The organism is Blastococcus colisei, from assembly GCF_006717095.1.
GTDB lineage: Bacteria > Actinomycetota > Actinomycetes > Mycobacteriales > Geodermatophilaceae > Blastococcus_B > Blastococcus_B colisei.
Window position 1 is genome coordinate 2,839,698 of sequence record NZ_VFQE01000001.1, and the last position, 12,672, is coordinate 2,852,369.

Consider the following 12,672-nt stretch of genomic DNA (forward strand, 5'->3'; position numbering starts at 1 on the left):
GGTCACCTTCCCGTGGCGGTCACGACCGCCTGCTCGCCGGCCTGCAGTGCCGCGGGGATACCCGCGGGATCGGTGCCGCCCCCCTGGGCGACGTCGGCCTTGCCTCCGCCGCGGCCACCGACGGGGGCCGCGGCGGCCCGCAGCACGTCGTTGGCCGACAGCCCACGCTCCAGGGCCGCCGGGTTCAGGGCGGCCACCAGTGCCACCTTGCCACCGGACTCCGACGCCAGCAGGACCACGGCCGGCCGGTCGGCGAGTCGCCCACGCACATCGAGGGCGAGCGTGCGGAGGTCGCCCCCGCCCAGACCGGCGGGCGAGCCGGTGACCACGGCGACACCATCGACGTCCTTCGCGGCGGCGGAGAGCTGGCCGGCGGCGGCGACCGACTGCTGCGCGCGCAGCTCGGCGAGCTCCTTGTCGACGTCCCGCAGCCGGGCGAGCATGGCGCTGACCCGATCGGTCAGGCCGTCTGCCGGCGTCTTCAGCAGGTCCGCCAGCTGACGGACCAGGTCGCGCTCACGCGCGAGGTAGCGGAAGCCCTCGAGGCCGACGACCGCCTCCACGCGACGCGACCCGGAGCCGACGGACGACTCGCCGGTCAACGCCAGGGTGCCGATCTGCGCGCTGCCCCGGACGTGGGTGCCACCGCAGAGCTCGCGCGACCACGGCCCGCCGATCTCGACGACCCGCACCTGCTCGCCGTAGGTCTCGCCGAAGAGCGCGAGCGCCCCGAAGGCCTGCGCCTCGGGCAGCGTCATGTAGGACGCCGTCACCTTGTGGTCGGCCCGGACGGCGGCGTTGGCGACGTCCTCGATGTCGGTGCGCTGCTGGGACGTGAGCGCGCCCTGCCAGGCGAAGTCCAGCCGCAGGTAGCCCGGCCGGTTGTAGGAGCCGGACTGCAGGGCCTGCGGGCCGAGCACCTGGCGCAGCGCGGCGTGCACCACGTGCGTGCCCGAGTGCGCCTGGCAGGCCGACAGCCGCCACTCGTAGTCGACCTCGGCGGTCAGCTCCGCGCCCTCGCGGAGCTCGCCCTCGAGCACCCGCACCTGGTGGGCGACCAGGCCCTTGACCGGCCGCTGGACGTCGATCACCTCGGCGCGACCGCCGTCCCAGGTGAGGATGCCGGCGTCGGCCACCTGGCCGCCGGACTCGGCGTAGAACGGCGTCCGGTCCAGGACGACGCGGACGACCTCCCCGGGGCCGGGAACCGCTGCGTCGTCCTCGTCCTCGGCGACGACCGCGAGCACGCGCGAGTCGGTGCGCAGGGTGTCGTAGGCCTGCCAGTCCGTGGGGCCGTGCTCGGCCAGTAGCCGCCGGTAGGCCAGCACGTCGACCGCGCCGGTGCGCTTGGCGCGGGCGTCGGCGCGGGCACGGTCGCGCTGCTCCTTCATGAGCGCGCGGAAGCCCGCCTCGTCGACGGTCACGCCCTGCTCGGCGGCCATCTCGAGGGTGACGTCGATCGGGAATCCGTACGTGTCGTGCAGGGAGAACGCCTGCTCGCCGGAGAGCGCGGGGCTGCCGGCCTTCTTCGCCTGCGCGACGGCGGTGTCGAAGAGCGTCGTCCCGGAGGTCAGCGTGCGCCGGAACGCCTCCTCCTCCGCGTAGGCGACGGCGGAGATCCGGGCGAAGTCGGTGGCCAGCTCGGGGTAGCTGGCGCGCATGGCGTCGCGGGAGACCGGCAGCAGCTCCGGCAGCGTGGCCTCGTCGATGCCGAGCAGCTTCATCGAGCGGACGGCGCGGCGCAGCAGCCGGCGGAGGATGTAGCCGCGGCCCTCGTTGCCGGGCGTGACGCCGTCGCCGATGAGCATCAGGCCGCTGCGCACGTGGTCGGCGACGACGCGCAGCCGGACATCGGCCTCGTGATCGCGGCCGTAGGCGACCCCGGCCAGCTCGGCGGCCCGGCGCAGCACCGGCGAGACCTCGTCGATCTCGTACATGTTGTCGACGCCCTGCAGCAGGTAGGCCACCCGCTCCAGGCCCATGCCCGTGTCGATGTTCTTCTTCGGCAGCTCGCCGAGGATCGGGAAGTCCTTGCCCTCACCCGCGCCCCGCTCGTACTGCATGAAGACCAGGTTCCAGATCTCCAGGAACCGGTCGCCGGCCGTGTCCACCGCCGGGCCGCCGTCGGGGCCGAACTCCGGCCCGCGGTCGACGTAGATCTCCGAGCACGGGCCGGCCGGACCGGGCGCGCCGGTGGACCAGTAGTTGTCCTCCATGCCCAGTCGCTGGATGCGCTCCTTGGGCAGCCCGGCGATCCGGTGCCAGGCGTCCGCGCCCTCGTCGTCGTCGAGGTAGACCGTGGCCCAGATCTTCTCGGGGTCGAAGCCCAGTCCGCCGTCCTCGACTTTCCCGGTGATCAGCTCCCAGGCGTACTGGATCGCCCCCTCCTTGAAGTAGTCCCCGAAGGAGAAGTTGCCGTTCATCTGGAAGAACGTGCCGTGCCGGGTGGTCTTGCCCACCTCCTCGATGTCGAGGGTGCGGACGCACTTCTGCACGCTGGCCGCCCGCGGGTACGGCGCGGGCTCCCGCCCGGTCAGGTACGGGATGAACGGCACCATGCCGGCGACGGTGAACAGCAGCGACGGGTCCGGTGACACCAGCGAGGCACTGGGGACGACGGTGTGCCCGCGCTCGGCGAAGTGCTCGAGGAAACGGCGGCGGATCTCGGCGGTCTGCATCAGGCCTACTCAGTTCTGCGAATCGGGCACCCAGGGCAGGGCGCCCACGGCGGGCGTCAGCTGTCGGCGGCGTGGGCCCCGCGGCGCTGGGCCGCGGCGTCCTCGACGGCGGGCAGCGGTGCGTCCAGTCCCGTGCCCGCGCGCAATTCGGCCTCGCGCTCGGCCATCGCGTCGCGGATGTCGGCGCCGAAGTCACCGATGGCCTCGGCCAGGTCGCGCAGGCCCTCGGCGATGGACCCGCCGATACCGGCCGGGGTCATCTTCTCCGCGGCGCGGCCGAGCTTGCGCACGACGAGCGCGCCGATGGTGATGCCCATGGCCAGCCAGAACAGCCGGCGCATCAGGCGGCCCGCCGGGCGGCGCGGCGCTCACGGCGCGCGGCCTTGTCGCGGGCGGCGGCGTCGGCGATGGCCTGCCCCTCACGCTTCTTCCTGGTCGCGCTGCGGACGCCGTAGCTGAACGCGGCGACCTTGATCAGCGGGCTGCCGAGGGTGGCGGCGACGACGCTGGTCAACGCGGCCACGTTGCTGGACACGTTGGCCGCGTTGCCGGTGATGTCGTCCACGCGCTCGAGGTTGCTGTTGACGTGGGCCACCGTCGTGCTGGCCTGGCCCAGGATCGGCGCGCTCTGCTCGCGCACCTGGCGGATCGTCAGCGTGGTCTCGTCGAGCGTGCGCCCGAGCTTGAGCAGCGGCACCGCCACCAGCACCACCAGCAGCACGAAGGCCAGGGCGGCGATCAGTCCGGCCCACTCTCCTGCGGACACGCGGGTCTCCCGTTCCTCGATGACATGCGATGAGCGGGCGTCGGCCCGGCGTGGTCACAGTAGCCGCGCCGCCGTACCCGCCTTGAGCTGTATCGGCAGCCGTCAGCGCGTGCGCCGCACGATCGCCCGGAGTTTGGTGAGTCGTTCGCCCAGTCGCGACTCGGCACCGCGGCCCGTCGGTCGGTAGTAGTCCTTCCCGACCAGGGCGTCGGGCGGGTACTGCTGCGGGACCACGCCGTCGGGGTGGGCGTGCGGGTAGACGTAGGTCCTGCCGTGGCCGAGCTTCTTCGCCCCGGGGTAGTGCGCGTCCCGCAGACCGGGCGGCACGGGGCCGGCCAGCCCGGCGTGCACGTCGGCCATGGACTCGCCGATGCCGACGGTCAGGGCGTTGGACTTCGGCGCCGTCGCCAGGTGGACGACCGCCTGCGCGAGCGGGAAGTGACCCTCGGGCATCCCGATGAACGCCACCGCGTCGGCGGCCGCGACCGCCGTGAGGAGCGCGGTCGGATCGGCCATGCCGATGTCCTCGCTGGCGGAGATGACCAGCCGGCGGGCGATGAACCGCGGGTCCTCACCCGCCGCCACCATCCGGGCCAGGTAGTGCAGGGCGGCATCGACGTCGCTGCCTCGGATGCTCTTGATCAGCGCGCTGGCGACGTCGTAGTGCTGGTCGCCCTGCCGGTCATAGCGGACGGCGGCCTGCGCGACCGCGGTCTCGAGCGTGCCGAGGTCGAGCACGTCGGCGCCGGCCGCCGTCGCCGCCCCGGCGCCGGACTCCAGCGCGGTCAGGGCCTTGCGGGCGTCGCCGCCGGCGACCCGAACCAGGTGCAGCTCGGCCTCCTCGGTGAGGGTGACCGCGCCGTCGAGACCGCGTTCGCTGGTCAGCGCGCGGTGCAGGACGGCGCGGATGTCGTCGTCGGACAGCGGCTGCAGGGCGAGGACGAGACTGCGCGACAGCAACGGGCTGACGACGGAGAAGAACGGGTTCTCGGTGGTGGCCGCGATGAGGCTGACGATCCGGTCCTCCACCGCACTCAGCAGCGAGTCCTGCTGGGTCTTGGAGAAGCGGTGCACCTCGTCGATGAACAGGACCGTGCGGCGTCCGGCGTACGTGAGTTCCCGCTTGGCGGCGGTGATGACCGCGCGGACCTCCTTGACGCCGGAGTCCAGGGCCGAGAGCTGGACGAACTGCCGCTTGGTGGCCAGGGAGATGACGTGCGCCAGCGTGGTCTTCCCGGTGCCGGGCGGGCCGTAGAGCACCAGCGACATCGGCTCGTCGGACTCCACCAGCCTCCGCAGCGGCGCCCGCTCGCCGAGCAGGTGCTGCTGGCCGACGACCTCGTCCAGCGCACGCGGCCGCATCCGGACCGCCAGCGGCGCGCCCGCGTCGATCGCCGCCTCGGCCGCGACCTCCGCTGGGTCGTCGAACAGCGAACTCACACTGTCCTCGGTTCGCTCCCGCGGGGCGCTCCGCTCCTCGGTCGCTGTCCCCCGCAAGCGGGAGGTGCCCCCAGCCTGCGGCGATGCTCACGCCCCTGTCCGCTCACGTATGCGAACGCTACCCGCGGGGCACGACACCCTTCGTGCAGCAGCGAAGCATCGGGAACGACACCGTCGGCCGGGTCAGCGTCGGGGCCATCGGCCTGGGCGCCATGCCCCTGTCCACCAAGGAGGACCGCCCCACGCGAGAGAACGCGATCGGCGTCGTGCACGCCGCACTCGACGCGGGGGTGACGCTGATCGACACGGCCGACGCCTACTCCCGCGACGAGGCGGAGTTCGGCCACAACGAGTCGCTCGTCGCCGAGGCGGTGTCGTCCTACGGGGCCTCCGACGTCCTCATCGCCACGAAGGGCGGCCACACCCGGGAGGGCACCGAGTGGGGGCTCGACGGGTCGCCGTCCTACCTCCGGCGGGCCTGCGAGGCGTCGCTGCGGCGGCTCGGGGTGGAGGCGATCGGGCTCTACCAGTTCCACCGGCCGGACCCGTCGACACCGTGGGAGGTGTCGATGGCCGGCCTGCGCTCGCTGTTCGACGACGGCCTGGTGCGCATGGTCGGGATCTCGAACGCCTCGGTTCCGCAGATCGACTCCGCCCGCGCGGTCCTCGGTGAGGCGCTGGTCGCCGTCCAGAACCAGTTCTCGCCCGGCTACCGGTCATCGGCCGTCGAGCAGGCCCACTGCGCCGAGCACGGGCTGACGTGGCTGCCGTGGAGCCCGTTCGGCGGGGTGTCGGCGGCCGGGTCGCTGGGGGCTGCGGCGCCCGCCTTCGCCGAGGTCGCCGACGAGCTCGGGGTCTCGGTCTACCGGGTGACGCTCGCCTGGCACCTGGCGCAGTCCGACGTCGTCCTCCCCATCCCGGGGGCCTCGCGCCGGGAGTCCGTCCAGGACTCCGCGGCGGCCGCGGACCTGGAACTGACCGACGACCAACTCACCCGCCTGAACAGCGCCTGACCGGTCGGTCCGTCGCCCCCGGGGAGGCCGCCCGGGGGTAGCAGCGCGCGGATCGTGCAGGGCGCTGGTGCCGGCGGGGTGGTGGGGAGCACACTGACCCGGTGGACCCGGCCGGGCTCCCCCGCACGCAGGACGAGTCGGGCCGTCGGCACCAGGGGGTAGGCCGGCGGCTGGTCGGCGTCGTCCGGCCGGAGGACGTGGTCGTCCTGGTGGGGCTGCTGCTCCCGCTGGCCGGGCTGGTGTTCCTGCTCCGGCCGGACTACTCCGCCGTCCACTGGACCAGCCCGGCGATGCACTTCGTCTTCTTCCTGCTCGTCGGCTCCATCGCGGCCAGCCTCTCGCTGGTGGCCGGCGCGGCCGCGCGACGACGCGGCGACGCCCGGGTCTTCCTCCTGTCGCTGGCCTTCCTCGCGATCAGCGGCTTCATGGCCCTGCACGCCGCCGGAACCCAACACGTCCTGACCGACGAGTCGCTGCCCGGGTTCACCGTCGCCATCACGGTGGGGCTGCTCGTCGCCGCTCCGTTCGCGCTGGCGTCGGCGTACGTGGACATCCGGCCGTGGGCGGGGCCGGCGGTCATGCGGGCGCGGCCGTTGCTGCGAGGTGGGATCGTCGTCGCATTGGTCGCGTGGGGGGCCTGGTCGCTGGGGAACTGGCCGCCCATCGACGTCATCACCGGCGAGGGACCCAGCGGCGACGCGCTCGAGATCGCCGCCGGTCTCGCCGCCCTGGCCTACGTCGCCGCCGCCGCCCGGCTGTGGTGGGTGCACCGGGACCACCCTGGCTTCCTCGTCCTCAGCGTCGTCACCTGCTACGTCCTGCTGGGCGAGGCGCTCGTGGGGGTGGCGGCTGCCGGCGAACGGAAGTTCCACCCGTCGTGGTGGGTCTGGCACGCACTGATCGTCGCCGGCTTCCTGCTCGTGTTCCTCGCTGCCCGGCGGGAGTGGGGCGAGGAGCGGTTCCGGCCGCTCTACCTGCCCGGGACCCGCGAACAGCGGCAGGAGGTCTCGGTGCTCGTCGGCGATCTCGCCGGCTACACCGGCTTCGCCGAGCACCGGGACCCGGCCGAGGTCGCCGCGATGCTCCGGGCCTACTACGAGGTCGCCACGCCCCTCATCGCCCGCCGGTACAAGGGCGAGGTCGAGAAGTTCGCGGGCGACGGCATCTTCGCCACGTTCAACCGACGCGGCGACCAGGCCGACCACGCGCGGCGCGCCGTCGAGGCCGCGGCGGCCCTCCAGGGCGAGGTTGCCCGTATCCGGAGCGCACGGCCGGACTGGCCGGGCCTGCGAGTCGGCGTCAACAGCGGACCTGTCGTGGTCTCCGAGATGGGGGGCAGCGGGTACGTCGTCTACGCCGCCGTCGGCGACACGGTCAACGTCGCGGCCCGGCTGCAGGCCGCGGCGCCGGTCGGCGGTGTGCTGGTCGGGGAACGCACCGGGCGGTTGATCGACGACGCCGCCCCCCTGCAGCCGGCCCCTCGGATGCGGGTCAAGGGCAAGACGGACGAGGTCGACGCCTACCTGCTGCAGCTTCCCGAGCCCCGCACCTCCCCCGACCCGCGGCCCGCCGCTCCGTCGCCGGAGCCCGCGATGACCTTCTTCCGCACGAGGAGACGCCGATGAGCTCGTCTGCGGCCACCACGGGCCACCCCACCGTGCGGGAGGTGATGCGCCCGCCGGTGACGACGGTGGAGCGGGACGCGCACGTCGCCGCGGCCGCCTACCTCATGAAGAAGTCGCACGACAACGCTCTCGTGGTGGTCACCGACGGGGCCACCCGCACGCCCGTCACGCTGATCTGTGACAGCGACATCACGCAGGCCGTGGCGGACGGACGGAACCTCGAGGACGCGCGGATCAACCAGTTGCGGCTGCCGCCGATGGTCCTCCTGACCCCGGACACCCCGGTGTCCGAGGCGGCGGAACGGATGCTCGCGGTGGGGGTCGTCTACGCGCCCGTCGTGGCCGAGGGCGCGCTGGTGGGGCTGGCGGACCTGGCGGGCCTCTGCCGGGGGCTGCTCGTCGAGCGCGGCTCGGGCGGGCCGGCGGGCGAAGGGGCGTAGTACCGGCGCCAGGCACGCCGGGGCAGCACCACCCGCGCACGGGTGACGCCGTCGGCCGACGTCAGCGTCAGCTCGCCGCCGTGCTGCTGGGTGACGACGGCGAGCGACGTGGCCAGGCCCAGCCCGGTGCCCTCGCCGACCGGCTTGGTGGTGAAGAACGCGTCGAAAGCCCGCTCGAGCACCTCCGGCGGCACCGGGGGGCCGGTGTTCTCCACGTCGACCTCCACCCGGTCCCCGGCCGGTCGGGTGCGGACGGTCAGCGTCCCCCGCTGCCCCACCGCGGCCACCGCGTTGTCGAGCAGGTTGACCCACACCAGCGCCAGGTCGGCCGCCCGGCCCTCGACGTAGCGGGCTCCGGCGTCCAGATCACGGACCACGACGATCTCGGGCGGGATCTTGTGCCGCACCAGGACCAGGGCCTGCTCCAGACCCGCGTGCAGGTCGACCTCGGTCAGCCCCTGGTCGGCCGAGTACGCGAGTGGCCGCACCCCGGTGACGATGCGGGAGAGGTGCTCCGCCGCCGCGGCGAGCTCCTCCAGGAGGGCCGACACCTCCGTTGCGCGCAGGAGGTCGCGGACGGCTCCGGCGCGCTCCTCCGGACGGAGGCCGGCCAGCGCCCCCTCGAGGGCCCGCGGATCGACCCCGAGCCCGGCCAGCTGCTCCGCGGCGGCCCGGGTCAGGCCGGGCGCCGCCCGCCGCAGCACGCCCGCGATCGCGGTCGCCGCGTCGGACCGGGCCAGCGGATCCCCGGGCGCGGCGGCGGCCAGGGCCCGGAGGGGACCGGCGGGTGAGTCGGCCGACAGCAGCGCGCGCAGTCGCGCCGCGCTGCGCGCCACCGCGGCGGCGGGGTTGTTCACCTCGTGCAGCAGGCCCGCCGCCAGAGCACCCAGCGCGGCCATCCGCTCCCGCTGCCGCAGCAGCGCCTCCTCCCGGGCCAGCCGGCGGGTGATGGCCTGGACGAGCGCACGGGCCGACCCCGGATGGGCGAGCAGCCTGTCCAGGGCATCGCCGCCGATCCTCCGGACCCGCGCGCGCGTCCGGGCCCGGACGGTCGCCGACCTCGGCAGTCCCTGCAGCACACCCAGCTCCCCCAGGAGGTCGCCCCGCGTGCAGACGTTGAGCAGCAGGTGCGCTCCTCCCCCGTCCCGCGTCACCTCCAGCTCGCCGTCCAGGACGACGAGCAGCGCGTCCGAGGGATCACCCTCGGCCATGAGCACCGCGCCGGCCGGCACCTCGACCGTCCGTCCCTCGGCAGCCAGCTCGGTGACGTCCCGGTCGGGCAGCTCGGCGAACAAGTTCGAGCTCCGCAGCGCGGCGACCACGTCGCCGGCCGCGTCCGTCACCGCCCGGCCAGCCGCTCGTGGACGAAGCTGACCGCCATCGCCCCCTCGCCGACCGCCGAGGCGATGCGCTTGACCGATCCGCGGCGGACGTCGCCGGCCGCGAACACGCGCGGCACCGACGTCTCCAGCGGCAGCGGCGGCACCGGCAGCGGCCACCCCTCCGGCGGCTGACCGAGGTCCGCGCCGGTGAGCACGAACCCCCGCTCGTCCCGGCGCACGACGCCGTCCAGCCAGCTGGTCCTCGGGGCCTGCCCGATGAAGACGAACACCGCGTCGGCGGGCACCTCTCGCTCCTCGGCGCCGGTGCGCAGCCGCAGCCCCTCCAGCCGCCGTTCGCCCAGGACGCCGGCGACCTCCGTCCGGTTCCCGACGGTGATGGTGTCGGATGCCTCGATCCGGTCGACGAGGTAGCGGGACATCGTGCTCGCCAGGTCCTCGCCGCGGATCAGCAGCGTCACCGAGGCGGCGAACGCGGACAGGAACATCGCCGCCTGGCCGGCCGAGTTGCCGCCGCCCACCACGAACACCCGTCCACCGCTGTGGTCGACGGCCTCGGCTCGCCCGGCCCCGTAGTAGACGCCCATGCCGGTCAGTGCGGCGGCACCCGGGACGTCGAGGGTCCGGTAGGTCACCCCGGAGGTGATGACGAGGGCCGACGCGCTGACCTCGCCGCCGTCTGCGATCCGGACGATCGTGTACGGGTCGGCCCGCGCCAGGCCGACCGCCTCACTGGGCACCAGCATCTCCGCTCCGAACCGCGTCGCCTGCTCGCGTGCCCGCAGGGTGAGGTCCGCGCCGGACAGGCCGACCGGGAAACCCAGGTAGTTCTCGATCCGGCTGGTCGTGCCGGCCTGCCCGCCCGGCGCGCTGCACTCCAGCAGCAGGGTGGCGAGCCCCTCGGAGGCCCCGTACACCGCCGCCGCGAGCCCGGCCGGACCCGCGCCGGCGATCACCAGGTCGTAGGCCTCGCGCTCGGCACGCACGTGCAGGCCGATGCGCTGGGCGACCCCGTGCAGATCGGGTCGGGCCAGCACCTCGCCGTCCTCGAGCACCACGACCGGCAGTTCGCCGGCGTCGACCCCGGCGATCTCGAGCAGCTCCCGCGCCTGCGCGTCGGCCTCCACGTCCAGCCAGCGGTAGGGCACGAGGTTGCGGGCCAGGAACTGGCGCACGTCGTGCGTGGCCGGCGACCAGCGGTCCCCGATCAGGCGCAGGTTCGCCGCGGGCGCCGGGCGCCGCCAGGTCTCCAGCAGGTCGTCCAGCACCGGGTACAGCCGGTCCTCGGGCGGGTCCCACGGCTTGAGCAGGTAGTGGTGCACGTCAGCGTCGTTGATGGCCCGGATCGCGGCCTCGGTGTCGGCGTAGGCGGTGAGCAGCACCCGGCGCGCCTCCGGGTACAGCCGGCGTGAGGCGGTGAGCAACTCGATGCCGCTCATGCCGGGCATGCGCTGGTCGACCAGCAGCAGCGCGACCGGGTCCTCGCGCAGCCGCAGCCGGTGGAGCAGGTCCAGCGCCTGGTTCCCGGACGACGCGGTGAGCACCTGGTAGTGCTCGGCGTAGCGGTCCCGCAGGTCGCGCTCGACAGCGGCGAGCACCGGTGCGTCGTCGTCCACGGCCAGCAGCACCGGACTGCCCATGACAACCCCCACGCATTCGGCGGGCACCGCCGGATCGGGGCGGTGGGCGGACGCTACGCCCGATGGGCGGGTGCTGACCAGGCGCGGACGGGCGGCCGCCGGCTCTCAGCGGCCGAGCGTCTCCCTCAGCGCGGCCAGCACGAGGGCGACCTTGTCCGGCGTCGCGTTGGCGCCCATGAGCCCGATCCGCCAGACGGTGGCCGCGTAGGCGCCCACTCCCCCGCCGATCTCGACATCGAAGCGCTCCAGCAGCTCCTTGCGGACGGCGGCGGAGTCGACGCCGTCGGGAACCTTCACCGTGGTCAGCTCCGGCAGCCGGTGGCCCTCGGCGGCGAAGAGCTCGAGCCCCAGCTCGGCCAGCCCCTCGTGCAGCAGCCGGCCGGCCTCGGCGTGCCGGGCGTGGACGGCGTCCAGGCCCTCCTCGATGATCCGGCCCAGCCCCGCGTGCAGCGACACGACCATCCCGGTCGGCGCGGTGTGGTGGTAGGTGCGCCCCGATCCGGCCGCCTCGCCCGCGTAGCCGCCCAGCAGCCCGAGGTCGAGGTACCAGCTCTGCGGCTTCTCGATGCGCCGCTCCCAGGCCCGGTCGCTGATGGTGAACGGGGCCAGGCCGGGGGCGACGCCGAGGCACTTCTGCGAGCCGGAGTAGGCGAGGTCCACGCCCCAGTCGTCCAGCCGCACCGGGATGCCGCCGAGCGAGGTCACGCAGTCGGCGAGCAGCAGCGCATCGCCCTTGCCCGCGGCCAGCGGTTGGAGGTCCGACCGCACGCCGGTCGAGGTCTCCGCGTGGACGGCGGCGATGAGCTTCGGCGACGGGTGGGCGGCGAGGACGCGGTCGGCGTCGACCGGCTGCCCCCACTCGTGCTCCACGGCCACCACCTCGGCCCCGCACCGTGCGGCGACCTCGACCATGCGCTGGCCGAACAGCCCGTTGACCGCCACGACGACGACGTCACCCGGCCCGACGGTGTTGACGAAGGCCGCCTCCATGCCCGCGGAACCGGTCGCCGACAGCGGCAGGGTGCGCCGGTTCGCCGTCCCGAAGACCTGGCGGAGCCGGTCGGAGGTCTCGTCGAGGATGCCCAGGAACACCGGGTCGAGGTGGCCCAGCAGCGGCCGGCCGAGGGCGACGGTCGCCTCCGGGTACGGATTCGACGGACCGGGACCGAGCAGGGTGCGGGCACGTAGCGGCATGCTGAGCAAACTACCGGCGCCGACACGGAGGGGCAGGAATGACCGACCAGACCCTCGACCCCGTGCGACGGGACGACGCCCGGGCCATGTGGCACGCCTACGCCGCCGCGACGGGACGCCCCGCCGACGAGGAGCTGCCCGTCGAGCGGTTCGGCGACGGCGCCGCGCTCGCCGACGAGCTCATCGGTCTGGTGCTGGCCGGCACCAAGCGGGCGACGGCGGCCCTGGTCACCGACTTCCTCGACGACGGCGAGCCACTGCCCCGGATCGGCGGTCACTGGGTCGCCTGCGACGGCGCAGGCGCTCCCCGGGCGATCCTGCGCAGCGTCGATCTCCGGCTCGGCCCACTGGCCAGCGTCGACGACGCCTTCGCCCGGGACGAGGGGGAGGGTGACCGCACGCGCGACAGCTGGCTACGGGAACACGAGCGCTACTTCCGCCGGACCGAGGCCGCTCACGGGCGGCAGTGGAGCGACGACGCCGAGGTCCTCTTCGAGCGGTTCCGGGTGGTCTGGCCGCCGGAGATCGCGGACTAG

At 74.2% G+C, this 12,672-nt stretch carries 11 protein-coding genes; 4 read left to right on the plus strand and 7 right to left on the minus strand.

Annotated elements, in window-relative coordinates:
- Positions 1-2 precede the first annotated feature (2 nt).
- The 4 genes from alaS to FHU33_RS13510 form a co-directional block, all read right to left on the minus strand.
- Entirely contained in the window at positions 3-2,678 is a 2,676-nt protein-coding gene (gene alaS / locus FHU33_RS13495; RefSeq protein ID WP_142025804.1) for an alanine--tRNA ligase, read from the minus strand.
- A gap of 56 nt (positions 2,679-2,734) precedes the next feature.
- A complete protein-coding gene (locus FHU33_RS13500) occupies positions 2,735-3,019 on the minus strand; it encodes a hypothetical protein (RefSeq protein ID WP_142025805.1) in 285 nt (94 codons plus the stop codon).
- A complete protein-coding gene (locus tag FHU33_RS13505) occupies positions 3,019-3,444 on the minus strand; it encodes a DUF948 domain-containing protein (protein WP_142025806.1) in 426 nt (141 codons plus the stop codon). Before FHU33_RS13505 ends, FHU33_RS13500 begins: the two co-directional genes overlap by 1 nt.
- 102 nt (positions 3,445-3,546) lie before the next feature.
- On the minus strand, positions 3,547-4,884 hold the full coding sequence (locus FHU33_RS13510; protein ID WP_142025807.1) for a replication-associated recombination protein A: 1,338 nt from the start codon (positions 4,882-4,884) through the stop codon (positions 3,547-3,549).
- A gap of 143 nt (positions 4,885-5,027) precedes the next feature.
- Between FHU33_RS13510 and FHU33_RS13515 the strand changes: the two genes are divergently transcribed.
- The 3 genes from FHU33_RS13515 (at position 5,028) to FHU33_RS13525 (ending at position 7,962) form a co-directional block, all read left to right on the plus strand.
- Positions 5,028-5,897, plus strand: coding sequence for an aldo/keto reductase (locus FHU33_RS13515; protein ID WP_142025808.1), 870 nt, complete (start codon positions 5,028-5,030; stop codon positions 5,895-5,897).
- A gap of 101 nt (positions 5,898-5,998) precedes the next feature.
- Entirely contained in the window at positions 5,999-7,522 is a 1,524-nt protein-coding gene (locus FHU33_RS13520) for an adenylate/guanylate cyclase domain-containing protein (RefSeq protein WP_142025809.1), read from the plus strand.
- Positions 7,519-7,962, plus strand: a complete 444-nt coding sequence (locus FHU33_RS13525) for a CBS domain-containing protein (RefSeq protein ID WP_142025810.1) — start codon at positions 7,519-7,521, stop codon at positions 7,960-7,962. The genes FHU33_RS13520 and FHU33_RS13525 overlap by 4 nt, the downstream gene beginning before the upstream one ends.
- Here FHU33_RS13525 and FHU33_RS13530 read toward each other — a convergent pair.
- The 3 genes from FHU33_RS13530 to FHU33_RS13540 form a co-directional block, all read right to left on the minus strand.
- Entirely contained in the window at positions 7,848-9,305 is a 1,458-nt protein-coding gene (locus FHU33_RS13530) for an ATP-binding protein (protein ID WP_142025811.1), read from the minus strand. The two genes, FHU33_RS13525 and FHU33_RS13530, sit on opposite strands and share 115 nt — an antisense overlap.
- Positions 9,302-10,942: an FAD-dependent oxidoreductase gene (locus tag FHU33_RS13535; protein WP_142025812.1), complete on the minus strand. Its 1,641-nt coding sequence runs from the start codon at positions 10,940-10,942 to the stop codon at positions 9,302-9,304. Before FHU33_RS13535 ends, FHU33_RS13530 begins: the two co-directional genes overlap by 4 nt.
- Positions 10,943-11,047: 105 nt before the next feature.
- Positions 11,048-12,136 (minus strand): pyridoxal-phosphate-dependent aminotransferase family protein, encoded by a 1,089-nt coding sequence (locus FHU33_RS13540; RefSeq protein ID WP_142025813.1) that lies wholly within the window; start codon positions 12,134-12,136, stop codon positions 11,048-11,050.
- Positions 12,137-12,174: 38 nt separating this feature from the next.
- On the opposite strand from FHU33_RS13540, the gene FHU33_RS13545 reads away from it, so the two are divergent.
- On the plus strand, positions 12,175-12,672 hold the full coding sequence (locus FHU33_RS13545; protein ID WP_142025814.1) for an ASCH domain-containing protein: 498 nt from the start codon (positions 12,175-12,177) through the stop codon (positions 12,670-12,672).